Origin of the sequence: Pseudodesulfovibrio alkaliphilus (genome assembly GCF_009729555.1) — a bacterium.
Taxonomy (GTDB): Bacteria; Desulfobacterota; Desulfovibrionia; order Desulfovibrionales; family Desulfovibrionaceae; genus Pseudodesulfovibrio; species Pseudodesulfovibrio alkaliphilus.
In genome coordinates this window covers 1-24759 of the sequence record NZ_WODC01000004.1, presented here as the reverse complement: position 1 = coordinate 24759, position 24759 = coordinate 1, and the positions used below count along the sequence as shown (strand labels likewise).

General features: G+C 65.6%; 18 protein-coding genes. 13 read left to right on the top strand and 5 right to left on the bottom strand.

The window, feature by feature from the left end; translation table 11 throughout:
* The first annotated feature begins 26 nt into the window (after positions 1–26).
* The 7 genes from hisS (at position 27) to recQ (ending at position 9498) form a co-directional block, all read left to right on the top strand.
* Positions 27–1277, top strand: a complete 1251-nt coding sequence (gene hisS, locus GKC30_RS07190) for a histidine--tRNA ligase (protein WP_155933553.1) — start codon at positions 27–29, stop codon at positions 1275–1277.
* A gap of 42 nt (positions 1278–1319) precedes the next feature.
* A complete protein-coding gene (gene aspS / locus GKC30_RS07185; protein WP_155933551.1) occupies positions 1320–3143 on the top strand; it encodes an aspartate--tRNA ligase in 1824 nt (607 codons plus the stop codon).
* 397 nt (positions 3144–3540) lie between these two features.
* Complete coding sequence (def, locus tag GKC30_RS07180; RefSeq protein WP_155933549.1) at positions 3541–4038, top strand: peptide deformylase; 498 nt, start codon at positions 3541–3543, stop codon at positions 4036–4038.
* The gene (gene fmt, locus GKC30_RS07175; RefSeq protein WP_155933547.1) at positions 4026–4994 is read left to right on the top strand and encodes a methionyl-tRNA formyltransferase; all 969 of its coding nucleotides are present in this window, start codon (positions 4026–4028) and stop codon (positions 4992–4994) included. The genes def and fmt overlap by 13 nt, the downstream gene beginning before the upstream one ends.
* Before the next feature lie 6 nt (positions 4995–5000).
* Entirely contained in the window at positions 5001–6164 is a 1164-nt protein-coding gene (locus tag GKC30_RS07170; RefSeq protein WP_437179105.1) for a glycosyltransferase family 4 protein, read from the top strand.
* 103 nt (positions 6165–6267) lie between these two features.
* The gene (locus GKC30_RS07165; protein ID WP_155933544.1) at positions 6268–7104 is read left to right on the top strand and encodes a DUF116 domain-containing protein; all 837 of its coding nucleotides are present in this window, start codon (positions 6268–6270) and stop codon (positions 7102–7104) included.
* A gap of 189 nt (positions 7105–7293) precedes the next feature.
* On the top strand, positions 7294–9498 hold the full coding sequence (gene recQ, locus GKC30_RS07155; RefSeq protein ID WP_155933542.1) for a DNA helicase RecQ: 2205 nt from the start codon (positions 7294–7296) through the stop codon (positions 9496–9498).
* A gap of 46 nt (positions 9499–9544) precedes the next feature.
* Here recQ and GKC30_RS07150 read toward each other — a convergent pair whose 3' ends face one another.
* Positions 9545–10966 carry a response regulator gene (locus GKC30_RS07150; RefSeq protein WP_155933540.1) on the bottom strand — a complete coding sequence of 474 codons (1422 nt, stop codon included), beginning with the start codon at positions 10964–10966 and terminating at the stop codon, positions 9545–9547.
* A 90-nt stretch (positions 10967–11056) separates the two neighbouring features.
* Between GKC30_RS07150 and GKC30_RS07145 the strand changes: the two genes are divergently transcribed.
* Complete coding sequence (locus GKC30_RS07145) at positions 11057–13975, top strand: DEAD/DEAH box helicase (RefSeq protein WP_437179104.1); 2919 nt, start codon at positions 11057–11059, stop codon at positions 13973–13975.
* 21 nt (positions 13976–13996) lie between these two features.
* Here the strand turns inward: GKC30_RS07145 and gltA are convergent, their stop codons facing one another.
* Positions 13997–15430, bottom strand: a complete 1434-nt coding sequence (gltA, locus tag GKC30_RS07140; RefSeq protein WP_155933538.1) for an NADPH-dependent glutamate synthase — start codon at positions 15428–15430, stop codon at positions 13997–13999.
* The gene (locus GKC30_RS07135; RefSeq protein WP_155933536.1) at positions 15423–16268 is read right to left on the bottom strand and encodes a sulfide/dihydroorotate dehydrogenase-like FAD/NAD-binding protein; all 846 of its coding nucleotides are present in this window, start codon (positions 16266–16268) and stop codon (positions 15423–15425) included. The genes gltA and GKC30_RS07135 overlap by 8 nt, the downstream gene beginning before the upstream one ends.
* Before the next feature lie 304 nt (positions 16269–16572).
* On the opposite strand from GKC30_RS07135, the gene GKC30_RS07130 reads away from it, so the two are divergent.
* From GKC30_RS07130 to GKC30_RS07110, 5 genes are all read left to right on the top strand, one after another.
* Positions 16573–16989, top strand: a complete 417-nt coding sequence (locus GKC30_RS07130; protein WP_155933534.1) for a hypothetical protein — start codon at positions 16573–16575, stop codon at positions 16987–16989.
* A 97-nt stretch (positions 16990–17086) separates the two neighbouring features.
* Positions 17087–17686, top strand: coding sequence for an adenylyl-sulfate kinase (cysC, locus tag GKC30_RS07125; protein ID WP_367614019.1), 600 nt, complete (start codon positions 17087–17089; stop codon positions 17684–17686).
* A 110-nt stretch (positions 17687–17796) separates the two neighbouring features.
* Positions 17797–20295, top strand: a complete 2499-nt coding sequence (locus tag GKC30_RS07120; RefSeq protein WP_155933532.1) for a heavy metal translocating P-type ATPase — start codon at positions 17797–17799, stop codon at positions 20293–20295.
* A 42-nt stretch (positions 20296–20337) separates the two neighbouring features.
* Positions 20338–20544 carry a heavy-metal-associated domain-containing protein gene (locus GKC30_RS07115; RefSeq protein WP_155933530.1) on the top strand — a complete coding sequence of 69 codons (207 nt, stop codon included), beginning with the start codon at positions 20338–20340 and terminating at the stop codon, positions 20542–20544.
* A 73-nt stretch (positions 20545–20617) separates the two neighbouring features.
* Complete coding sequence (locus tag GKC30_RS07110) at positions 20618–21391, top strand: hypothetical protein (RefSeq protein ID WP_155933528.1); 774 nt, start codon at positions 20618–20620, stop codon at positions 21389–21391.
* Positions 21392–21478: 87 nt separating this feature from the next.
* Here GKC30_RS07110 and acs read toward each other — a convergent pair whose 3' ends face one another.
* Positions 21479–23395 (bottom strand): acetate--CoA ligase, encoded by a 1917-nt coding sequence (gene acs, locus GKC30_RS07105; RefSeq protein ID WP_155933527.1) that lies wholly within the window; start codon positions 23393–23395, stop codon positions 21479–21481.
* 106 nt (positions 23396–23501) lie between these two features.
* Positions 23502–24371 (bottom strand): LytR/AlgR family response regulator transcription factor, encoded by an 870-nt coding sequence (locus GKC30_RS07100; protein ID WP_155933525.1) that lies wholly within the window; start codon positions 24369–24371, stop codon positions 23502–23504.
* Positions 24372–24759: the final 388 nt, after the last annotated feature.

Sequence of the window (24759 nt, the reverse complement as noted above, 5' to 3'; positions counted from 1 at the left end):
ACTTCTAGAGAGGGCTTGAGCGCGACATGTCGAAGATTCAAAAAATAAAAGGGTTTGCCGATCTCTTTCCCGAGGAGGCGGCCGTCTTCACCCGCATGGAAAACGTGGCCCGCGACATTTTTTCGCGCTACGCCTTTGGTGAATTGCGGACCCCGGTGCTTGAGAAGACCGAGCTTTTCCAGAAGTCCATCGGCGAGGACACGGATGTGGTCGGCAAGGAGATGTTCACCTTCCCGGATCGCAAGGGCCGCTCCCTGACCATGCGGCCCGAGGCCACGGCAGGCGTGGTCCGCGCCTTCATCGAGTCGGGCACACATCAGCCGGGCAAGATTTCCAAGTTCTTCACCATTGGTCCCATGTTTCGCTACGAGCGCCCCCAGAAGGGCCGCCAGCGCCAGTTTCATCAGATCAATGCGGAGATATTCGGGGCGCCCGAGGCCCAGGCCGACGGTGAGCTGATCCTCATGCTGTGCACCTTTCTCAACGCCCTGGGCCTGACCAGACTGACCGTGGAGCTCAATTCCCTGGGCTGCCACGAGTGCCGCCCCGCCTATCGTCAAGCCCTCATCGACTACTATACGGCCAAGGACCGCGCCAACTTCTGCGAGGACTGCCGCCGACGCATGGACACCAATCCCCTGCGCGTCCTCGACTGCAAGGTGTCCGGCTGCAAGGCTCTGGTTCAGGACGCGCCGGTCATCACCAGCCATCTCTGCCACGAGTGCGAGTCCCATTTCGACGACGTACGCACCATCCTTGATGGCGCGGGAGTGGCCTACGAGCTCAACCCCCGGCTGGTGCGCGGGCTGGACTACTATGTGCGTACCTGCTTTGAGGTTTCAAGCCACGACATCGGCGCACAGACCGCTGTGGCCGGAGGGGGGCGTTACGACGGGCTGATCCGAAGCCTTGACGGCCCGGACTGCCCGGCCACGGGGTTTGCCTGCGGCATGGAGCGGCTCGCCCTGCTGCTGGGAAGCCTCAAGACCCCGGCCCCTGATTTTTATCTGGCCGTGGTGGACGACGCGGCGGCCAACGCGGCCATGCTCTTTGCCCAGCGGCTGCGCGACAAGGGGCTTGTGGGCGAGGCGTGCTACGGCGGCGGGTCCATGAAGAGCCGCATGCGTGCGGCCAACAAGTCCGGCGCCAGGGTCTGCCTGATCATGGGCGGCGACGAGCTGGCGCAAGGCACCGTGACCATCAAGCCCATGGTCGGCGAAGGTCAGCAGACAACAATGCCGCAAGCTGAATATTTGGCGCAGATCGGGACGGAATGAAAAACCGCCCGAAGCGTCACGCAATACACCCGGAGAATATACATGGCTGAACAGCAGGAAGAGAGAGACTACAACGAATTTCGCGTCATCCAAGACCTGGCGGGATGGCGGCGCACCCACCACAACAACGAGCTGACCGCCGCCGACCTGGGCGAGCGGGTCTGTCTCATGGGCTGGGTCCAGTTCCGGCGGGACCACGGCGGACTCATCTTCCTTGATCTGCGCGATCGCGAGGGGCTGACCCAGGTGGTCTTCAATCCCGAGGGCAACCCGGACGTGCACGAGCGGGCCCACGCCATCCGCGCCGAATACGTGGTGGCGGTCAAGGGAGTGGTGCGTATGCGGCCCGAGGGCATGGCCAACAGGAACCTCGTTACCGGGGAGGTGGAGATCGAGGTGGAGGAATACAAGCTCCTCAACACTTCCGAAACCCCGCCCTTTCCCATCGAAGACCGGGTGGAGGTGGGCGAGAACCTGCGCCTCAAATACCGATTTCTCGACTTAAGACGCCCGAGTCTTGCGCGTAACTTCATCATCCGCAACAAGGCCGCCCAGGCAGTGCGTCGCTACCTTGACGCCCTGGGGTTCCTCGAAATCGAGACCCCGGTGCTGACCAAGTCCACCCCCGAGGGCGCACGCGACTTCCTGGTTCCAAGCCGGGTCAACCAGGGCGAGTTCTATGCCCTGCCCCAGTCGCCCCAGCTCTTCAAGCAGATGCTCATGGTCTCGGGAATGGACCGCTACTTCCAGATCGTCAAATGCTTCCGCGACGAGGATCTGCGGGCCGACCGCCAGCCCGAGTTCACCCAGATCGACATCGAGATGAGCTTCATTGACGAGGCCGTCATCCAGGACATGGCCGAGGGGCTGGTCAGAACCATCTTCTCGGAGACCGTGGGCGCAGCCTTGCCCGACCCCTTCCCGCGCATGACCTATGCCGACGCCATGCGCGACTACGGCGTGGACAAGCCCGATCTGCGCTTTGACCTCAAGCTGACCGAAGTGACCGACATCTTCACCAATTCCGGGTTCAAGGTCTTTGCCGCCTCGGAGCTGGTCAAGGTGCTGCGCGTACCCGGCGGCGGCGAGCTTTCGCGCAAGGAGATCGACGACTACACCAAGTTCGTGGAAATCTACGGTTCCAAGGGGCTGGCCTGGATCAAGATCAAGGAGGACGGCGAGTGGCAGTCGCCCATCGTCAAGTTCTTTTCCGAAGACGAGATCGCCGCCCTGCGCGAGCGCACCGCCTGCCAGCCCGGCGACATCCTTTTCTTCCAGGCCGGCGCGGCCGACATCGCCAACGCCGCCCTGGGCAACCTGCGCTGCGAGCTGGCCGAGCGTTTCGGCCTTATTGATCCCAAGGTGTTCGCCCCTGTCTGGATCACCGACTTCCCGCTGCTTGAATACGATGCCGACGAAAAGCGCTACGTGGCCCGGCATCATCCCTTCACCTCGGCCAAGCCCGACCAGATGGAAACCCTGGCCACAGATCCCGGCAACGCCCTGGCCCGCGCCTACGACATGGTCATCAACGGCTACGAGGTGGGCGGCGGCTCCATCCGCATCCACACCGCCGAGCAGCAGCGCATCATGTTCGCCGCCCTGGGCATTGACGCTGACGAGGCCCGCGAAAAATTCGGCTTCCTCATGGACGCCCTCAAGTTCGGCGCACCGCCCCACGGAGGCATCGCCTTTGGCCTCGACCGGCTGATCATGATCATCACCGGGTCCAAATCCATCCGCGATGTCATCGCCTTCCCCAAAACCCAGAAGGCCACCTGCCTCATGACCGAAGCGCCGTCCGAAGTGCCCAGCAAGCAACTGCGCGAACTCGGCATCCGCCTGCGGGAAAAGAAGGAAAATTAGGGAGAAGATGCGAGGGGAAAACTTTTGAAAAAGTTTTCCCCTCGCGCTCCCCTTTCAAAACATTTTGGGTCTGCGCCGCCTGGATGCGCTGTGCGGGCAAGAAAGAAATTGATGGCGGCGCAGGGGGTCGCACGGGGGCGAGGGAGCCGGGCTTGCGATGGAAGCAGTCGCAAAAACCGGATGTTTTTCATGTAAACCCTCGCCTTTTGATCTTTCGGTATTATTCCTATACTGATTCTGACGGCAGCGACGCGGCCTTGGTTCTGCAACGCCTTCTCCGCCGCCGTCTTGTTTATCCGTTTCCGCCTGCCCTTGCGGGCGGCGGAGCGCCAAAAAGTTTTGGAGGGTCCAGGGAACCTTTTTCAAAAGGTTCCCTGGCCGCCGGAGGCATACCATAATGAAACTCGACATATGCACATGGCCTGACGACGTGCTGGCTGCCAAGGCGAAGCCGGTTGGAGAAGTCACGCCCGCATTGCAGCAGCTCATCGACGACATGATCGAGACCATGTACGAGGGCGACGGCGTGGGCCTGGCCGCGCCTCAGGTGGGCAAATCCATCCGGCTTGTCTGCGTGGATCAGACCGGACCCAAGCTGCGCGGCGACCTGCGCGTGCTGATCAATCCGGAGATCGTGGAGAGCGAGGGCGAGGTGGAGTCCGAGGAGGGGTGCCTGAGCTGCCCGGAGTTTACGGCCACGGTGCTGCGCAAGGAACGCGTCAGGGTCACGGGGCTGGACCGCGAGGGCAAGGAGGTCTGCATCGACACCGATGGCTTTCTGGCCATCGTGCTCCAGCACGAGATCGACCACCTGGACGGCGTGACCATTGCGGACCGGGCCGGACGGCTGAAACGCAACCTCTACAGGAAAAAGGCCGCCAGATGGAAAGCGTAGCCAAGGCGGCCTTGAAGCCGCTACGCGCGGTCTACATGGGCACCCCGGAGTTTGCGGCCGAGATTTTGCGCATTCTGCTTGATTTTGCCGGGGCCGAGGTGGTGGGCGTGTACACCCGGCCGGACCGTCCGTGCGGCCGGGGCAGACAGTGCAAGCCCTCGCCGGTCAAGGGGGTGGCCCTGGAGCGCGGGCTGCCCGTGTTCCAGCCGAAGCATTTCAAGGACGAGGCGGAGATCGAGGCGCTGCGGGCCTTGAAGCCGGACGTGCTGGTGGTGGCGGCCTACGGGCTGATCCTGCCTCAGGCCGTGCTTGATGTGCCCGCGCTGTATCCGCTCAACGTCCATGCCTCGCTCCTGCCCAAGTATCGCGGTGCCGCGCCCATCCAGCGAGCCATCGAGGCGGGCGAGGTGGTCACCGGCATCTCCATCATGAAGATGGAGGCCGGGCTCGACACCGGCCCGGTCATGGTCCAGCGGGCGCTGCGCATCGGCCACAACGACCATGCGGGCACCATCCACGACGAGCTGGCCCGGCTCGGCGGCATCTGCATCTGCGAGGCCCTGGCCCGGCTGCAGACCGGCGGGTATATGTTTTTGCCTCAGGACGATGCTCTGGCCACCTATGCCAAAAAACTGGAAAAGGGCGAGGGCGCCATCGACTGGAACCAGCCCGCGCAGACCGTCCACAACCGGATTCGGGCCATGTATCCGTGGCCGGGCGCGTATTTCGACTGGACCGGCCCGGACGGTAGGACGCTTTGTCTGAACGTGGCCCCGGGCGAGGTCTCGGAATACCCGGCCGAGGCGGCTCCCGGCACGGTGCTTGGCGAGGTGGACGGCAGACTCGGCATCGCTGCAGCGGACAAGGTGTACCTTACGCCCGAGATCAAGCCCGAAGGGCGCAAGACCATGAACGCCGCGGCCTTTGTCTGCGGCTACATGAAGGCGTGTCGGTAGGGCGGCGTGGCGCAACGGCCCAAGCAGACAGTCAAGGCAAGGCCCACACCCGCCGTACGGCGCGTCCTGTATGTCACGGACTCGGACAAGTTGTCCGGGGGCAGCAGGCAGATGGTGAACAACATCGCCGCCCTGTCCGGCCTCGGAGTCAGGACGTACACCGTGCTCTCTCCTGATTCGGCGATCATCCCGGCCCTGAGCGGCCTGGATGTTGAGATCATCCCCTTTGGCCGCTTCCGCGACTATCTCCATGCCGGTGCGTTCCTCAAACGCCTGGTTGCGGACAAGAACATCGACGTGGTCCACACCTTCCACAACCGCGCCTACAAGATGGGGGTGCTGGCCCGTCTCATGGGGGCGCGGTGCAGGCTTTACATCAACCGGGGCGTCATCTCGCGCCCCAATGCCGTTTTTTTCCTGTGGACCGCGCTGGCCGACGGCGTTATCGCCAACTCCATGCACTGCGCGGGCATCCTCAGGGCCCATGGCGTCATGCAGCGCCGACTCAACGTGGTCTATAACGCCTACACAGGCCCTGACATCCCTGCGGACCCCTCGTCCGAGGACGAGAAGGGCGGGACGGTGCGCTTCGTCTATGCGGGCAACGTGGCCAGAATCAAGGGGTTTGACGTGTTCCTGCGGGCTGCCTCGGCATTGTGCCAGGGCGGGGAAGGCGACAGGTTCGAGTTCGTGGGCGTGGGGGTCGGCCCCCTGGAGCTGGAGCGGTTCCCGGAGCAGGTGTCTCCCGCCGTGCGCGAGAGGTTGCGCCTCACCGGCACCATCCCCCACCAGCAGGTGCTGGCCGAGCTTTGCCAAGGCGACGTTCTTGTCCTCACCTCGCGCATGGAAAGTCTGCCCAACGCGCTCATCGAAGGCTTCGGCCAGGGGCTGCCCGCCATCTGCACCAGCGTGGGCGGTATTCCCGAGGTGGTGCGCGACGGCTTCAACGGCTGCCTCTGCCCCAGCGAGGATGCCGACTGCCTGGCAGACAAAATGCGGTTGCTTGCCGCTGATCCGTCGCTGCGGACGGCCATGGGCAAGGCGGGCCGGGCCGTGGTACGCACGCTGATGACCCTGGAGGCCAAGGGGGCCGCTCTCATGCGCGTCTACGCCGGAGAACGGGTCTACGGCCCATTGACCCTGGACGAGGTGCCCCTGAATAAGTCATAGGGGACGATAGCGCGATATGTCGACGCAAGGCTCGCGGACCGGGGACCGAAGCCATGCGGTTTTCCCCGAAGCACGGGCAAGACGACAACCACCCAAGAAAAGCATGACCCACACCCGAAGCATACGCAAGGCCAGAAAACGGCTCTTCATCGGTCTGATCAGCGTCACCTGCTTTGTGTTCTGCCTGTTTCTGGCCGCCCTCTGGGTGGTGCCCTATCTGGGGCTTGCCAACATCCATCCGGCCGCCTCCTGGGTGCTCGGGGCGGTGGTGCTGGTCCTCATCGGCTTTGTGTCCGTGGCCTATTGGGGGCTGTTCCTGAACATTGTCACCAAGCGGCATCTGCCCGGCTCCAAACGGTTCCGGGGGTTGACCATCAAGCTCTTTCTGCCGGTGATGGTCCTGCTGGGCCGGGTCCTGGGTGTTGACAAGGAGGCCATCATGCTCTCCTTCATCAGCGTCAACAACGAGCTGGTCCAGGCCGAGGCGGGCCGCTACCGGCCCGAAGATGTGCTGCTGCTCATGCCCCACTGTCTGCAAAGCTCCAAGTGTGACCGCCGCCTGACCTACGACATCAACAATTGCAAACGGTGCGGGCTGTGCCCCATCTCCGGGCTCCTCGACCTGCACGACGCCTACGGCGTCAATCTGGCCATCGCCACGGGCGGGACCATCGCCCGGCGCATCGTGGTCCAGATGCGTCCGCGTCTGATCATCGCCGTGGCCTGCTATCGCGATCTGTCCAGCGGCATTCAGGACGCCTATCCCCTGCCTGTGTTCGGCGTGCTCAACGAGCGGCCCCACGGCCCCTGCCTCGACACCCTGGTGGACCACGGCCAGCTCCTGGCCGCTCTGGAGCGCTTCCTGCTGCCCGAGTACCTGAAGGGCAAGACCCCTGGTGCCGGCCGGACCATCTCCACGGCCGAAGGCACCCATCTCTGACCCCCCCCCCCCCCCCCCCCCCCCCCCCCCCCCCCCCCCCCCCCCCCCCCTCCCCCCCCCCCCCCCCCCCCCCCCCCCCCCCCCCCCCCCCCCCCCCCCCCCCCCCCCCCCCCCCCCCCCCCCCCCCCCCCCCCGAGGGTGCGCCGCATTTCTTGCGCTTGATGGAGCGATGCCCTAGGGTGGCCGCCTATGGCCTCACCTCTTGACATCCTGCGCTCGGTCTTCGGCTTTGACGACTTCATCGGCCTGCAACGCCCGATCATCGACACGGTCATGGCCGGGGGCGACTGTCTGGTGCTCATGCCTACCGGCGGCGGCAAGTCGCTGTGCTATCAGATTCCGTCCATGCTCCGGTCCGGGGTGGGGGTGTGCGTCTCCCCGCTCATCGCCCTGATGCAGGATCAGGTGCAGGGGCTGACCCAGATGGGGGTTCGCGCCGCCTGCCTCAATTCGTCCCTTGATCCGCAGGATGCGCGGGAAGTGGAGCAGCGGCTCGTCAACGGGCAGCTCGACCTTGTCTACGTGGCCCCGGAGCGGTTGTGCCGCCCCGAGTTTCTCGATCTGCTGGCCCGGTGCGATCCCTGCCTTTTCGCCATAGACGAAGCCCATTGCGTGTCCCAGTGGGGGCACGACTTCCGGCCGGAGTACATGCAGCTTGCGGTCATCGCCGAGCGGTTTCCCGGCGTGCCCCGGCTGGCTCTGACGGCCACGGCCGACGAGCCCACCCGGCGCGACATCATCCGCCATCTCGGGCTGGAGCGGGCCGAGGTTTTTGCCACCGGGTTCGACCGCCCCAACATCCGTTACGAGGTCCAGCCCAAGGACCATCCCCAGCGCCAGTTGCTCGCCTTTATCCGCGAGCGCCACAGCGGCGACTCGGGCATCGTCTACCGCTTGAGCCGCAAGAAGGTGGAGCAGACCGCCGTTTTTCTCGAAAACAACGGCATCACCGCCCTGCCTTACCATGCCGGGCTCTCCAAGGAGGAGCGCCACCGCAACCAGGAGCGGTTCATGCGCGGCGAGGGCATGGTCATGGTCGCCACCGTGGCCTTTGGCATGGGCGTGGACAAGCCCAACGTCCGTTTCGTCTGCCACCTGGAGCCGCCCAAGAGCCTGGAGGCGTATCATCAGGAAACGGGCCGCGCCGGGCGCGACGGCCTGCCTGCTTCGGCCTGGCTCTGTTTCGGTCTCCAGGACATCGCCATTTTGCGGTCCATGATCGAGTCCGGCGAGGCGGACCTGTCGCGCAAGCGGGTGGAGCACGCCAAGCTCGGGGCGCTTTTCGCCTTTCTCGAAACCGCAGGATGCCGCCGTCAGGTCCTGCTCGGCCATTTCGGCGAGCACACCGCGCCGTGCGGCAACTGCGACACCTGCTTAAGTCCGGTTAAGACCTGGGACGGCACCGTGGCCGCCCAGAAGGCGCTCTCCAACATCTATCGCACCGGCCAGCGGTTCGGGGCCGCGTATCTGGCCGAGGTGCTGGTGGGCAAGGAGAGCGAGCGCTCGCGCCGTTTCCGCCATACCGAGCTGTCCACCTGGGGCATCGGCGGAGAGCTGACCCTCGGGCAGTGGAAGTCGGTCTACCGCCAGTTGGCCGCCGCGGGCCTGCTTTCAGTGGATATGGAGCGACACGGCGCCCTGACCCTGAACGAGCGTTCCTGGTCCGTGCTGCGCGGCGAGTCCCCGGTGCGGCTGCGCACCGATCCGGTGGTGGCGGTCCGGGCCGCCAAGACCCGCAGGCCGGTGGCGGCCGATGACGTGCTCACCGACCAGGAGACCCAGGCCCTGTTCGACGCCCTGCGCGAGCTGCGTCTCGGTGTGGCCGGGGAGCAGGGCGTGCCGCCCTATGCCATCTTCCCGGACAGCACCCTCCTCGACATGGTCCGCTACCGCCCCGAAGACAGGGAGGCCATGGCCTGTATGACCGGCGTGGGCGAGGTCAAGCTAACGCGCTTTGGCCAGACATTTCTCGACTGCCTGCGCGACCACGCCGACAGGTACGGCCGTCCGCCCGCCACGCCGGAGATCCCGCCGGAGCGGCGGGAAAAACGGCGGCAGCAGCTGGAGCGGGCTGCCAATGGGGAGCTTTCGGCCACGGCCGAGGAGTCGCTGGCCCTTTTCGAGGAACTGGGGGATGCGGAGGCAGTGGCAACGCGGCGCGGCCTCAAGCCCGGCTCGGTTTGGAGCCACCTTGCCCAGGCAGTGGCTTTGGGCCGCCTCGATTTTCGCCGGGCATCGGGGCTGCCCGATGCCGAGATCAGCCGCATCCTCGAGACCTTCGCCGCCTTTCGCGACAAGGGCGTGATCTCCCTGACTCCGGTGTACGAGGCCCTGGAAGGCCGCCATTCGTATGATGTGCTGCGCATGGTCCGCGCCCACGCCGGGCGGGAGTAACGGCGATACGGAAGGCCGCAATGACGGGGGCCTCGGGGGAAAGATTCTACCGCTGCCGATAATCCTCTGGCAGCTCGATGACGCCTCCGGTGCGGTCATACCAGCGCAGGAAGGCGTCCACGCAGGTGGGGCAGAGCTGCTTGCCGCGCTCGTCGCGGATGATGTCCACGGCCACGGCCCGGGGCATGGAGTCGCGGTAGGGACGCTCCGAGGTGACGGCTTCAAACACGTCGGCCACTGATATGATCCGCGCCCTGAGAGGGATGGCCTCCCCGGCCAGACCGTCGGGGTAGCCCTTGCCGTCCCATCGCTCGTGGTGGGAGGTGGTCACTTCGAGGATGTCGTGCAGGCTGGTGATGGGCCGCAGGATGTCGGCCACCACGTTGGAGTGGGCCTTGACGTGCTCGTACTCGGTGTTGGTCAGGGAGTCCTTCTTGAGCAGCACGTCGTCGCGCACGCCGATCTTGCCCAGGTCGTGGAGCCTGCCGATGAGCAGCAGCCGGTCCAGCTCGGCGGGGTTGAAGCCCATCTCCTGGCCGATGCCCACCGCCACCAGGGCGACCCGTTCCGAGTGGCCGCGAGTCAGGCTGTCGCGGGCCTCAAGGGCCTGCACGAGGCTGGCGATGGCGGCAAGAGTCAGCCTCTGTTCCATCTCCAGGCGTTCCTTTTCCTCGAGCAGGAGACGGAAATTCGACGAGAAAATCTCCTCGATGACCACCGAGAGCTGGGCCACGGAAAAGGGTTTTATCAGGAACGAGGCCGCGCCCTCGCGCATCAGGCGGCGCATGATGCCCTTGTCTCCCATGGTGGACATGACGATGACCGGCACCGAGGCGAATTCGGTACGTTTCAATTCCCGGCACAGGGCAAAGCCGTCCATTTCGGGCATCATCAGGTCGGTGATGATCAGGTCGGGCCGGAACTCGGGGAGCATCTCCAGGGCCTCGCGGCCGTTGGTGGCGGTCCTGACCGCAAATCCGTTCTCGGTCAGGCCCACGCGCAGGAAAAGACGGATGCTTGAGGAGTCGTCCACCACCAGCACCTTGCTGCCGGTCAGGAAGTTGCGGGCCCGGATGATGTCCTTGATGCGCTCGATGCTTTCCCGGATGTCGTCGCCCTTGGCCAGATAGGCGTCGGCGCCGACGCGGAACCCTTGTTCAACGCGCTCGTCAGACTCGCGTGTCGAGAGGATGATGATGGGGATGGCGGAGGTCTTGAACTCCTCCTTGAGGCGGCGGCACAGCTCGAAGCCGTCCATCCTCGGCATGTCCACGTCGGTGATGACCAGGTCGAACTCGCCCTCCACGGCCTTGGCCAGCGCCTCGGCGCCATCCTCGGCCAGGGATACGTCAAACCCGGCCTCGGTCAGATGCTTTTCCAGGGCGTAGCGGACCGAGACCGAGTCGTCTACCACCAGAATGCGCTGGCGAACCCCGTTGTCGTTGTTGTCGGCAATGGTCCTGTTCATCAAGCGTTTTCCTCCGCCGGGCCGGAAGCCTCGGGGGCGCCCGGACAATTTGATTGCTTCAGGATCAGCATCATACTACCCTTCGCCCCTGTGGACAACCCTATTGCTTGCTATGTGGCCGCTCTGCTCGATTCGGAGCGCATGGCCGCCCAGGTGGCCCATCACCGGGTGGTGGAGGGGGTTCGGGCACGCCATTCGGACCCGCGCAAGCCATGGTCCCCGGTCTTGGGCGCGGCCCTGTCCCTGTCCGGCATAGAGACCCTGTACGCCCATCAGGCCGAGGCCGTGGACCACGCCCGGGCCGGACGCCATGTGGTTGTGGCCACGCCCACGGCCAGCGGCAAGTCCCTGTGCTACAACCTGCCGGTCATGGACCACTGCCTGGCCGACACCGAGGCCAAGGCGCTCTATCTCTTCCCCCTCAAGGCCCTGGCCCAGGACCAGCTCAAGGGCTTCAACGAACTTGCCGGACTGCTCCCGGTCGGACCGGGGGCGCACCGGCCCACGGCCGCCATCTACGACGGAGACACCACGCCCCACTTCCGCAGGAAGATCCGCGATGCGCCGCCCAACGTGGTCATGAGCAACCCGGAGATGGTCCACCTCTCCATGCTCCCCCACCACGCGGCCTGGGCCGGATTCCTGGCGGGATTGAGCTATGTGGTGGTGGACGAGGTCCACACGTATCGCGGGGTCATGGGCTCGCACATGGCCATGGTTTTCCGGCGGTTGCTTCGGCTGTGCGCGTATTACGGGGCGCACCCCACCTTTCTCTTCTCTTCGGCCACCATCGGCAATCCGGTGGAGCTGTGCCGGATGCTCACCGGCCTTGACGTGCATCCGGTCCTGGAGTCGGGTGCGGCCAGAGGGAGGCGGCACGTTGTCTTCATCAACCCGGAGGGGTCGCCCGCCCAGGCGGCCATCGAGCTCTTGCGGGCCGCCCTGGCCCGGGAGATGCGAACCATCGTCTACTGCCAGTCGCGCAAGCTGACCGAGCTTGTCGCCCTGTGGGCCAGCGAGCGCGGCGGCGAGTATCGCGACCGCATCTCGGCCTATCGCGCCGGATTCCTGCCCGAGGAGCGGCGCGAGATCGAGGCCCGGATGGCCTCGGGCGAACTGCTGGCCGTCATTTCCACCTCGGCCCTGGAGCTGGGCATCGATATCGGCGGGCTGGATCTGTGCATCATGGTCGGCTACCCCGGCTCGATCATGGCCACCTGGCAACGCGGCGGCAGGGTGGGCCGCACCGCCCGCGACAGCGTGGTCGCCCTGGTGGCCCAGGAAGACGCCCTTGACCAGTATTTCATGCGCCATCCCGAGGATTTCTTCGCCCGGCCGCCGGAATCGGCCATGCTCAACCCCTTTAACCCGGTGATAATGGACCGCCACCTGATCTGCGCCGCAGCCGAGCTGACCTTGCGCCGGGGCGAGGGCTTCCTGCGCGAGGAGGCGGTGGGCCGCAGGGTGGACGAGTTGGTGACGGCTGGCCATCTCTGCGAGGTGGTCGACACGGCTTCGGGGCACCCCGGAGAGATCGTCACCTACCGCAAACGCCCCCATGGCGACTTGGACCTGCGCGGCGCGGGCCGATCCATGCACATCGAGGATGTCACGGGCGACGATTCCTGCACCCGGGAGGGCAGGCGGCCGGTCATCGGCACCCTGGACGCCCACCGCGCCTTTCGCGAGGCGCATCCGGGCGCGGTCTACCTGCACCGGGGCAGAACCTACGTCATTGAGGACATGGACATGGGCTCCCTGGCCGTGCGCGCCCGTCGCGCACGGGTGGGCTACTACACCCGTCCACGCGGCAGCAAGGACACGGAGATTCTCGAAGTGCTCGGCACCCGGACCTGCCTTGGCACCCGCGTCCATTTCGGCCGCCTCAAGGTCACCGAGCAGATTACCGGCTACGAGAAGCGGGCCGTGCGCGGCGGCAAGCTGCTTGGCATCACTGCGCTGGACCTGCCGCCCCTGCGCTTCGAGACCGAGGGCCTGTGGTTCGAGATTCCCCACGCCGTGCGCGTCGGGTGCGAGGCCGGCTACCTGCACTTCATGGGCGGCATCCACGCCTTTGAGCACGCGGCCATCGGGATGTTGCCGCTTTTGGTCATGACCGATCGCAACGATCTGGGCGGCATCTCCACCCCCATGCACCCCCAGGTGAACGGCCCTGCCGTGTTTATCTACGACGGGATGCCCGGCGGCGCCGGGCTGACCCGCCAGGCGTTTGAGCAGGCAGAAGAACTGCTGCTGACCACCTTGCGCACCATCGACGAGTGCCCCTGCGAGACCGGCTGCCCCTCCTGCGTCCACTCGCCCAAGTGCGGCTCGGGCAATCGGCCCATCGACAAGAGTGCCGCCCGCTATGTGCTGGAATCCATCCGCACTGGCGCGGCGCCAGCCACCGTGACCAAGGAGGTGACCATGACCCCGTCCGCCCCTTTTGCCCCGGGCGCACCTCGCAGACCCGCCCCGGAGCGGTTCGGCGTCATCGATATCGAGACCCGCTACTCGGCCGACGAGGTGGGCGGCTGGCACCGGGCGGACCGCATGGGCGTGTCCGTGGCCTGCGTCTGGGATTCAGGCGAGGAGTCCATGTTCGACTACGGCCAGGACGACCTGGACGGGTTGGTATCCCGGCTGCGGCTCTTTGATCTGGTCATCGGCTTCAACCACGTCAAATTCGACTACGCGGTGCTGGGCGGCCTGCATCCCTTCGCCTTCCGCAGCCTGCCGAGCCTTGATCTGCTGGTGGAGATCAATGCTCGGCTCGGCTACCGACTCAAGCTCGACAACGTGGCCCGGGCCACCCTGGGCGGAGGCAAGTCGGCCGACGGCCTGATGGCCCTCAAATGGTGGAAGGAAGGCCGCCTGGACCTGATCACCGAATACTGCCGGGACGACGTGGCCGCCACCCGCGATCTCTACCTCCACGGTCGCGAGCACGGCCACATCTTCTTCACCAACAAGGCGGGCCAGAAGGTTCGGCTACCCGTGGGCTGGTGATAAAGGCCCGATTGCGTCGTTTTAGAGCAGCCTGCGGGCGATCTCGCGGGCGGCGCGGCGGCCCGCGCCCATGGCCGAGATGACCGTGGCCGAGCCGGTGACGATGTCGCCCCCGGCAAAGACGTTGGGGATGGAGGTCTCGCCGGTATCCTTGTCCGCCTGCACATAGCCCCATTTGTTCAGGCCGAGGTCGGGCGTGGCCTCGATGAGGATGGGGTTTGGCCGGGTGCCCACAGCGATGACGGCCATGTCGCAGGGGAGATGTTCGGTCTGTCCCTCAAGGCAGACCGGGCTGCACCGGCCCGAGGCATCGGGCTCGCCCAGGGCCATCTTCTGGACGGTCAGCCCATTGAGGCCCCCCTTGTTGTCGCCGTGAAAGGCGAGGGGGCCGCACAGGCAGCGCAGGCGCACCCCCTCCTCCACGGCGTGTTCGATCTCCTCGCGCCGGGCCGGCATTTCGGCCTCGCTGCGCCGGTAGACCACCGAGACTTCGCTTGACCCCATGCGCAGCGCGGTGCGGGCCGCATCCATGGCCACGTTGCCCGCGCCGATGACCACGGTGCGCCGGGCGCGAAATGCCGGAGTGTCGTGGTTGAGATGGTCGTAGGCGCGGCCGAGGTTGACGCGGGTGAGGTATTCGTTGGCCGAGAACACGCCCACGAGGTTTTCGCCGGGAATGCCGAGAAAGCGGGGCAGCCCGGCCCCCACGCCTACGAAGACAGCGTCGTAGCCCCGGGCGAAAAGGTCGTCGATGGTCACGGTCTTGCCGCCCACCCAGTTGCAGTGGAAGGTCACGCCCAGAGCCTTGAGTCCGTCCACCTCGCGAGCCACCACATCCTTGGGCAGCCGGAATTCCGGGATGCCGTAGACCAGCACTCCGCCCGGTTCGTGCAGAGCCTCGAAAACATCCACGGAGATGCCGCGTCCGGCAAGGTCTCCGGCCACGGTCAGCGAGGCCGGACCGGCGCCGATGCAGGCCACGCGGTGCTCAACCCGTTTCGGCTGGCAGGCGTCGAGGTCCGTGACAGCCCTGCAGGCGTCGGGCGACTCGGCCGCCTGCCGCAGAAAGGCATCGGCAACATAGCGTTCAAGGCGGCCGATGGCCACGGGTTCGTGCTTGCGGCCCAGGACACAGGCGCCTTCGCACTGGTGTTCCTGGGGACAGACCCGGCCACAGACGGCGGGCAGGGCATTGGTACGCCTAAGAATGTCGTAGGCTCCGGCCAGGTCGTCGTCGCACAGGGCGGCGATGAAGCCCTTGATGTCTATTTCCACGGGGCAGCCCGACTGGCAGGTGGGGTTTTTGCATTGCAGGCAGCGCTGTGCTTCCACCAGGGCCTGTTCGGGAGAATAGCCCAGGGCCACCTCATGGAAATTGCCCGAGCGGGCCAGGGCATCCTGGGCGGGCATGGCCACCCTGGGGCGGATCTTCCGTTTGGTCTTCATCTCAGCCATCGCAGCGACACTCCCTGCTGAACCGTTCCATGGCTCCCTGCTCCTGGTCCCTGAACTGCCAGAGTCGTGCCCGGAGTTCGGCATAGTCCACGGCATGGCCGTCGAACTCGGGACCGTCCACGCAGGCGAACAGGGTCTTGCCGCCCACGGTGCAGCGGCACGCGCCGCACATGCCCACACCGTCCACCATGATCGAATTGAGCGAGACCGTGGTTTTCACGCCATAGGGCAGGGTCACGCGGCTGACGGCCTCCATCATGGGCACCGGGCCGACGGCCACCACCTCGGCGATCTTCTCCCCGGAGTCGAGAATGTCCTTGAGCACCTCGGTGACAAACCCCTTGTGCCCGGCCGACCCGTCGTCCGTTGCAATGCGCAGCTCAGGGCACAATGTGGAAAGCTCTGAGCAAAAGAGCAGCAGGTCCTTGCTGCGGGCGCCGACCACGGCGATGACCCGGTTGCCCGCTTCGGCGTGGCCCTTGGCGATGTGGTGCATGGCCGCGATGCCGGTGCCGCCGCCGACGCAGACCACGGTGCCGGACGGCTCTATGTGCGTGGGCCGGCCAAGGGGGCCGCAGACATCGAGGATCTGGTCGCCCTGGTTCAGGGTGGCGAGATCCGCCGTGGTCTTGCCCACCACGAGAAAGACGATGGTGATGGTGCCGCGAGCGCTGTCGCGGTCGGCGATGGTCAGGGGAATGCGCTCGCCGCGTTCCGAGGTCCTGATCATGACAAAGTTGCCCGGTCGGGCCTTGCTGGCGATCTGCGGGGCGTCAATGACCATCATGGTGGTCTGGCCCGGGATCAGCTCCTGTTTTTCGACGATGGTATAACCCATGACAAGCCTTTGGCTGCGGTTGATGACGGCATCCCGGCGGCGTTGCGGCCGCGCGGCGAAGTCATTGGTAGTAGCCTTCGCGGGCGGACTTGTCAAAACCGGCGGGACAGGGTATCCTGATTGCCTAAGACCAGTATCGACATGTGCCAATTCCCATGGATGGGAAGCGGAAAACCACGGGTCCTTCAGGAGCGAGCGCGGTGGGAGCGGGCCTTGGCCTCACGCTCCGGGCCGCAGGGACGGCCGGGCTGCAGAGAAGTGCGCCCCGGCATTTTTTGTGCCCGTGGTCCTAGGGGAGGAAGTCGTGCGGATCCAGTCCCACGCCGTGGAACAGTACCAAACCAACGCCGGGGCCGCCCGGAGCGAGGCAGTGACCGACAGGCCGGGGGCCACGGTGACCACCTCTGCCTTCGGCTTTCGCCTGGGCCGGTTCGGGCTGGATTACGAATCCTCCCGCGTGGTGGTCGATCCCGCCCTCTCGCCCGAGTCGCGCCGCGCCCGGCAGCAGGCCGCCGCCTTTTCTACCCAGGCCGAGGTGGCTGCCCTGCGCGCCAGCCTGGGATCATCCGGGGCCGACCACCGCAACCAGGCGGTGTCCGGCTCCTCCGCCCCGGGCCAGACGGCTTCTCCGGCCCGCATGCGATCCGCCCTGGCCGCCTACGCCGTCGCTGCCCGCGAGGCCTCTCCTCCGCCGGGCACCATGCTTGCCTCGATAGTCTGACCCTTCCCGTTCCGACCGGAACTGCGCCGCCGCGCCAAAGCGCTGGACAAAACGGACTGACCGTGTTTTTTTAGTGGGAAAAAACCAAGGACACAGCGTGGAAGAAAAGAAGAATATCCGCCGTTTCAACGGAGCGGTGGACCGCGGGATGTGGGAGCGTCTGGGCGGCCACAGGGCTCTTGCCGTGTGGTTCACCGGATTGTCCGGCTCGGGCAAGTCCACCATTGCCCACGAGGTGGAGAAGCGCCTGTTTGATCGGGGGATGCGTGTCAAGGTCTTTGACGGCGACAACGTCCGTCACGGCCTGTGCGGCGACCTGAGCTTCTCGCCCGAGGCGCGGGCCGAAAACACCCGGCGCATCGCGGAGATGGTCAAGCTCTTTCTGGAAAACGGCATCATCTGCCTGTGCGCCTTCATCTCGCCCCTTCGCGCCGATCGCGAGCGGGTGCGCGGGATCATCGGGCCGAACGATTTTCACGAGGCCTTTGTCTCCTGCCCTGTCCAAGAGTGCGAACGGCGCGATACCAAGGGCTACTACCGCCTTGCCCGGGAAGGGAAAATCAAGAACTACACCGGCATTTCCGCCCCCTACGAACCGCCTGTCTCCCCCGGCCTGCTGCTGGAGACCGAAAAGGCGAGCATTGACGAGTGTGTGGAAAGGGTCATGGCGTATGTCCTGAAGACCTCGGCCCTCTAGCCGGGGCATGGCCGGTATCGCGGGAGTTCTCCATATCCTTCCCCTTTGCTTGCCAAAGTGGGCCTTGAGGCGCACTATGGACTCCGGCTACGCTCACGAGGAATCAGCAGATGAAATCAGTACAGGCAAGGATCAAGGGCATGCACTGCGCGGCGTGCTCGGGACGTATCGAGCGCACGGTGGGGGGCATGGACGGCGTGGAGGCCGTCTCGGTCAATCTTGCGTCGGAAACCATGGACCTGACCTATGATCCCCTGGTTTCGTCTCCCGAGGCCGTGGCCGGACGCATAGCGGAACTCGGCTTCGAGGCACAGTTTCCGGCCATGACCGCTGAGGGCGGAGAGCTGGAGGAGCTGCGCCTTGATATAGGCGGCATGCACTGCGCGGCCTGCTCGGCCCGCATTGAGCGCGTCGCCGGGGCGCTGCCGGGCGTTGGTTCGGCCTCAGTCAACCTGGCCACCAACTCCGGTTCCTTTGTCTTTGATCCGGCCCGTGTCTCGCGCCGCGACATCCGCCAGGCCATCGCCGACGCCGGATTCACCACCGAGGTCCGCTCCGAGGCGGGCAATGTTTTCGAAACCCGGCGCCGCGAGGCTCAGGAGCGGTTGGCTGCGCAAAGGCGGGAGCTGATCCCTGCCTTTGCCTTTGCCCTGCCGCTGCTGATCCTGACCATGGGCCACATGTGGGGCATGCCCCTGCCCGGCTGGCTCGACCCCATGCACGCGCCCGCCACCTTTGCCCTGGTCCAGCTCGGTCTGACCCTGCCGGTGGTCTGGTCCGGCCGCAACTTCTATCTTCAGGGCATCCCGGCCTTGCTGCGCGGCGGGCCGAACATGGACTCCCTGGTGGCCATCGGCACGGGGGCGGCCTTTGTCTATTCCCTGTGGAACACGGCGGCCATGGCCGTGGCCGATCCACAAGCCGCCGTGCATCTGGCCATGGACCTGTATTACGAGTCCGCGGCCGTGCTCATCGCCATGATTTCTCTTGGCAAGTATTTCGAAGCCCGTTCACGCCTCAAGACCTCGGACGCCATTCGCGCCCTGATGCAGCTGGCCCCGGACACGGCCACCCTGATCCGGGACGGTCGACAGGTGGTCGTGCCCGTGGACGAGGTGGAGCCGGGCGATACCCTGCTTGTCAAACCGGGGGAGCGCATTCCGGTGGATGGCGAGGTCGTGGACGGCCGCTCCAGCGTGGACGAGTCCATGCTCACAGGCGAGCCCATGCCCGTGGGCAAGGCGGCGGGCGACGCCGTGGCGGGCGGCACCCTGAACACCTTTGGGGCCTTGACCGTGGCGGCCCGGCGGGTGGGACGCGACACCATGCTGGCGCGGATCATCCGTATGGTTCAGGAGGCCCAGGGGTCCAAGGCGCCCATCGCCAATCTGGCCGATCGCGTCAGTTTCTACTTTGTTCCGGCCGTGATGCTCCTGGCCGTTGCCTCGGGCTTGGCATGGTATTTTGCGGGCGGGGAGAGTTTTCCCTTTTCCCTGCGCATCTTCGTGGCCGTGCTGGTCATCGCCTGCCCCTGCGCCATGGGGTTGGCCACGCCAGTGTCCATCATGGTCGGCACGGGCCGCGGCGCCCAGCTTGGCGTACTCATCAAGTCGGGCCGGGCGCTCCAGGAGGCGGGCGGGCTCGACACCGTTGTCTTCGACAAGACCGGCACCCTGACCCACGGACGCCCGGAGCTGGCCGCCGTCACCATGGTCCGGGGCACCATGGCCCGGACCGAGGCCGTGTATCTGGCCGCCGCCGCCGAGAGCCGGAGCGAACACCCCCTGGCCCAGGCCATCGTGCGTCACGCCCGTGCCCTCGAGCTGGACCCGCCTGAGCCCGACGCCTTTGAGGCCGTGCCCGGCAAGGGAATCCGGGCCACCATCGGCTACCGCACCGTGCTCATTGGCAACCGCGCCTTCATGGAAGACAACGGCATCTCCCTGGACGACGACCAATTCGCGGTGGACGCCATCAGCCATTACGCGGGCCAGGGCGCCACCGTGGTTTTCTTTGCCAGCGAGAACAAGTTCAACGCCGTTTTCGCCATTGCCGACGCCATGCGCGACGAGACGCCCGAGGTGGTGGCCAGTCTGAAGCGCAACGGGCTGACGCCCATCATGCTTACCGGCGATAATGAGGTCACGGCCCGCGTGGTGGCAGAGCGGGCCGGCATCGACGCGGTCATCGCCGGAGTCCTGCCCGACCGCAAGGCCGCCGAGATCGAGCGGCTCCAGGCCGAGGGGCGCAAGGTGGCCATGGTCGGCGACGGCATCAACGACGCCCCGGCCCTGGCTCTGGCCGACATCGGCGTGGCCATGGGCTCGGGTATTGACGTGGCCGTGGAATCCGGCGACGTGGTGCTCATCAAGAGCGACCTGAGGGCCCTGCTCACGGCCCTGAACCTGTCGCGGGCCACCATGACCAATATCAAGCAGAACCTGTTCTGGGCCTTTGCCTTCAACGTCATCGGCCTGCCCGTGGCCGCCGGGCTGCTCCACGTCTTCGGCGGGCCCACCCTCAACCCCATGATCGCGGGCACGGCCATGGCCATGAGTTCGGTCACGGTGGTGGGCAATGCCCTGCGTTTGCGCTTCTTCAACGCCTGACCCGGGCGGCGGTTCCGTCCGGCTTGCATCCAGGGAGGTTTCATGCCTGTCGTCAAAGTGAAGGGAATGAGCTGCCAGCATTGCGCCAAGTCCGTAACTCAGGCCCTTGAGGCGTTGGGCGCCGCCAACGTGCGGGTTGACCTGCTCTCTGGCAATGTGACCTATGACGAGCCCAACGGGAACGGCCCCATCGACAAATCGTCCATTGCCGAGGCCATTGTCCGCATCGGCTTTGAAGTGGTCGGCTGATCCCGCCCGGACGTGTTCGTTTTTTTTGCCGTCCTGCCCTAATGAATGATGGGCAGCGGCCGATAAGACGGGCATGATCATCCAGGCTGACCAGATTCCTTCCTGGAGCGCACAGGGACTGCGCTCCGGCCTTGGTGCGCCCGCCGCCACAACCGCCAGCGCCCGGCTGGCCAGCGGCCTTGGTCTGGCGGCGGGAGACTCCGTCCGGCCCGGCTCCCTGCCCGGCGCGGCACCGCAAACCCTGGGTCGGACAACGGCAGACGAGATCGTCCGGCGCATGGAGGCCGGTCCCGATGAAGAGGGCCGGGAGCGGGACGCCACCGCGCTGCGCGACTCCCTGGCCGCCACTCTGGACTGGGTGCGCGAGCGCTTCGGCAACGAGACAGGGGCGGCGGCTTCGGGGATGCTCATGGCCGCCACGGCCGACACCGTGTCCGAAGAAACCCTGGGCCAGGGACTGCTCGACACCCTTCGCTTCATTGACCGCAATCAGGGCTTCGCGGCCGGGGACGAGGCCATCGCCCGCTTCAACGCGGGCGTCAACGGCCAGCTCAACGCCTATTTCGACAACGGCCGCAGCGAACAGTTCATGGCCGTGCAGGTGGACGCTGGCGACACCGCTGCCCGGAGCTTCCTGCGCTCGGCAAAGGTCCCGGCCCCGGTCGAGAATATTCCCAACCTGGCCGAGGCGCTCCTTGAGTCCCTCAGGCAGGACCTGGACGAAACCGTCCAGCTTCAAGGGGCAGCCGACCCCGCGCTCACGCCGGGTACCCTGAGAACGGCCCTTGCCGCTTATGGTGCTGTCCCGGCAGACGCCCTGCCCCAGCTTGTGTCCCTGACGGCCTGACCGCCGCACGTCAACGCTTGAGGCCGCCGACTCCCGCTTTGGGGAACCGGCGGCTCTGCTTGTTTCAGGCGGGTGCGGGGCAGGGAATCAGTCTTCGTCAACGCCCGTGAGGTCGCCGATCTCGTGGCCCATGTCCTCGGCCTTGAGCACGCGGCGCAGAATCTTTCCCGAGCGGGTCTTGGGCAGTTCGCTTCGGAATTCGACGGACTTGACCACAGCCACCGGGCCCAGCTCGTTGCGCACGGTGCGCTTGAGTTCCTTGATCATGCCGTCGTTCGGTTCAAAGCCGTCGTTGAGGACCACAAAGGCCTTGGCCGCCTCGCCCTTGATCCGGTCGGGCATGCCGATGACCGCCACCTCGCACACGGCCGGATGGGCGGCAAATGCGGCCTCCACCTCGGCCGAGCCGATGCGGTGCCCGGCGATGTTGATAACATCGTCGGCCCGGCCCTGCATCCAGATGTAGCCATCCTCGTCGCGTCTGGCCACATCGCCCGCGTAGTAGACGCCGGGGATTTTGGTCCAGTATTCCTTGTAGCGGTCGTCGTCGTTCCACAGCCCGGTCATCATGGCGGGCCACGGCTTGGTGACCACCAGCAGACCGCCCTTGCCAGGGGGCATGGAGTTGCCCTCGCGGTCCACCACATCGACCTCCACGCCGGGCAGGGGCTTGGTCACCGAGCCGGGTTTGAGCAGCGAGATGGGCAGGGGCGCGATCATGAACATGCCGGTCTCTGTCTGCCACCAGGTATCGAGCACCGGGCATTCGCTGCGGCCGATGTTCTTGTAGAGCCATATCCAGGTCTCGGGCGAGATGGGTTCGCCCACCGAGCCGAGCAGACGCAGGCTGGAGAGGTCGTGCTGTTTGGGGTACTGGGCGCCGAAACGCATGAGCATGCGGACCATGGTGGGCACGGTGTAGAAGATCGTCACCCCGTAGCGGGCCACGATGGACCAGAGACGGTCGGCCTGGGGATAGTTGGGATGGCCTTCATACATGACCGAGGTGGTCCCCGCCAACAGCGGTCCGTATATGCCTGCGCTGTGGCCCGTGACCCAGCCGGGGTCGGCCGTGCTCCAGAAGATGTCCGTGGGCTTGATGTCAAAAACCGAGGTAAGGGAGCGGTGGACACCCACCATGTATCCCGCGTGGGAATGGACGATGCCCTTGGGCTTGCCCGTGGTGCCCGAGGTGTGGAGCAGGAAGAGCGGATCGGCCGCGTCCATGACCTCGGTGGGCGCCTCGTTGCGCTCCTGGCGGACGAGGTCATCATAGTGGAAGTCCCGGCCGTCGGTCATCTCCGTCCCGATGTTGCAGCGGCGCACCACGACCATGGACTCCACGCATTCGGCGCAGGAGCCGACCAGGGCCGCGTCCGCCGTTTCCTTGAGGTTGATGATCTGGCCGTTGCGGTAGAAGCCGTCGGCAGTGATGAGCAGCTTGGCCTGGCAGTCGTTGATGCGCTGGCGCAACGCCTTGGCCGAAAAGCCCGCAAAGACCAGCGAGTGGATGGCCCCGATCTTGGCCGTGGCCAGCATGGCGATGACGGTCTCGGGCAGGGGCGGCATGTAGATCACCACCCTGTCGCCCTTGCGCACACCAAGGGAGCGCAGGGCGTTGGCGAAGCGGTTCACCTCCCGGTACAGCTCGAAATAGGTGTATTTGCGCGAGTCTCCAGGCTCGCCCTCCCAGATCAGGGCCAGCCGGTTTTTGTTGGCGGTCTCGATATGGCGGTCGAGCGCGTTGTAGACGATGTTGCAGCGGGCCCCGGCGAACCAGCGGTAAAAGGGGGCGTCCTTGTCGTCGAGTACCTGGTCCCATTTCTTGAACCAGTCCAGTTCGTCGGCCGCTTCCTCCCAGTAGCCAAGGGGGTCCATGGCCGCAAACTTGCGGGCCGCCTCCAGCTCCTGGGGATTGATATTGGCCTCAATGACCAGCTGGGGCAGCGGGCGTAGTACCCGCTCCTCGGTAAGCAAGCTGTCAAGTGCGCCTGACTGATCCATTGTTTCCTCCTCGCCGCAAAAAGCAGTCAGCGAGTCTCATTCATAGCATGGTGCCGCCGCAATGCCCGCGTTATTCGGCCAGCGGTTCCAGCGGCGGGGCGAACGGTCACAGCCCGATGACCTTCTTCAGTTCCGCAATGCGGCGGCGGCTGATGGGCAGCTCGATGCGGGTACGGCCCGCGGTGCGCAGCATGAAGTTGGAGCCGGGCATGCTGGCTATCTCCGTGACCATGTCCAGGTTGACGAGATACTTGCGGTGGACCCGGAAGAACCGATGCGGCTCCAGCCTGTCCTCCAGATTCTTGAGCCTGTGGGACGATAAAAATTTCTGGTTGGCCGTGTGCACATAGGAATAGTCCTCAAAAGCCTCCACAAAGATGATTTGATCGTAGGGGATGAGGATGGTGCGGCCGTCCTGGGATACCGCCAGCTTCTCAATCTCGAGCCTGCGTCCGCCGGTCTGGTCCCAGGCGGATTTCAGCGCGGCCAGAAAGGTGTCCTGCTCCTCCTCGGGCAAAGGGAGTTGCACCGTGTGCTCGCGCTCGTCGTCCGGGTCGTCCGGGTCGGCGGCAAAGCTGGCAGGGGCGGGCACCTCGCGAAAGCGCGTCTTGAAATTCTGGAGCCGGTCCACGGTGCGGGCCATGCGTCCTGTGGCCGGTGGCCACAGCAGATAGTCCGTGGCTCCCAGTTCAAAGGCCGCATAGGCATGGGCCTCGGTGTCGGAGATGAAGACCAGGGCTGGCCGGTGTTTGCGCCCGGCCAGCATCTGGGCCATTTCGATGCCCGAGGCCCCGCCCGGCAGGTCCACGCCCACGAAGAACACGCCGTAGGGAATCGCCTCCAGCATCTCCATGGCCTCAAAGGCCGAAACCGCCTCGCCGAGCACCTGAATGAAGCGCACATCCTCCAGCACGTCGCGCAACGCGGTGCGAACCTCTGGATCAGGATGGATAAGCAAGGTCTTGAGCTTGGGCATTTCCGCATTTCCCCGAGAGAAAGCCAGTCATCGGGCCGGATTCGACCCACTCCCCCCACCTACCCGCATTTTCGCCCGCATGCAAGACAGCGCTGGGGATGGCGTGGAATGGGCGGGGCGGGCGTGGGTGAGAGATTCCGGGGGAAAACTTTTGAAAAAGTTTCCCCCCGGACCCCCTTTCAAAACTTTTTGGTTCTACGCCGCCTGGAAGGGCAGGCGGGCAAGGAAGGCCTTGATGGCGGCGTAGGGGGCCGCACGTCCGCGCCAACGTGCACCTCTCTTGTGGGTTTTCAATAAGAAGCCCGTCCTCCTGCTCTCCTAGTCCCCCTCCGCGCAGCGGAGCGCCAAAAAGTTTAGGAAGGGAGAGGGGATGGGGGTCCAGGGGGAA

Excerpts from the sequence above, each read along its gene's own strand:
- recQ (WP_155933542.1), top strand. The coding sequence starts at position 7,294 with ATGGCCTCACCTCTTGACATCCTGCGCTCGGTCTTCGGCTTTGACGAC.
- GKC30_RS07150 (WP_155933540.1), bottom strand. The coding sequence starts at position 10,966 with ATGAACAGGACCATTGCCGACAACAACGACAACGGGGTTCGCCAGCGC.
- GKC30_RS07120 (WP_155933532.1), top strand. The coding sequence starts at position 17,797 with ATGAAATCAGTACAGGCAAGGATCAAGGGCATGCACTGCGCGGCGTGC.
- fmt (WP_155933547.1), top strand. The coding sequence starts at position 4,026 with ATGGAAAGCGTAGCCAAGGCGGCCTTGAAGCCGCTACGCGCGGTCTAC.
- GKC30_RS07100 (WP_155933525.1), bottom strand. The coding sequence starts at position 24,371 with ATGCCCAAGCTCAAGACCTTGCTTATCCATCCTGATCCAGAGGTTCGC.
- gltA (WP_155933538.1), bottom strand. The coding sequence starts at position 15,430 with ATGGCTGAGATGAAGACCAAACGGAAGATCCGCCCCAGGGTGGCCATG.
- GKC30_RS07135 (WP_155933536.1), bottom strand. The coding sequence starts at position 16,268 with ATGGGTTATACCATCGTCGAAAAACAGGAGCTGATCCCGGGCCAGACC.
- GKC30_RS07115 (WP_155933530.1), top strand. The coding sequence starts at position 20,338 with ATGCCTGTCGTCAAAGTGAAGGGAATGAGCTGCCAGCATTGCGCCAAG.
- acs (WP_155933527.1), bottom strand. The coding sequence starts at position 23,395 with ATGGATCAGTCAGGCGCACTTGACAGCTTGCTTACCGAGGAGCGGGTA.
- GKC30_RS07165 (WP_155933544.1), top strand. The coding sequence starts at position 6,268 with ATGACCCACACCCGAAGCATACGCAAGGCCAGAAAACGGCTCTTCATC.
- def (WP_155933549.1), top strand. The coding sequence starts at position 3,541 with ATGAAACTCGACATATGCACATGGCCTGACGACGTGCTGGCTGCCAAG.
- hisS (WP_155933553.1), top strand. The coding sequence starts at position 27 with ATGTCGAAGATTCAAAAAATAAAAGGGTTTGCCGATCTCTTTCCCGAG.
- aspS (WP_155933551.1), top strand. The coding sequence starts at position 1,320 with ATGGCTGAACAGCAGGAAGAGAGAGACTACAACGAATTTCGCGTCATC.
- GKC30_RS07110 (WP_155933528.1), top strand. The coding sequence starts at position 20,618 with ATGATCATCCAGGCTGACCAGATTCCTTCCTGGAGCGCACAGGGACTG.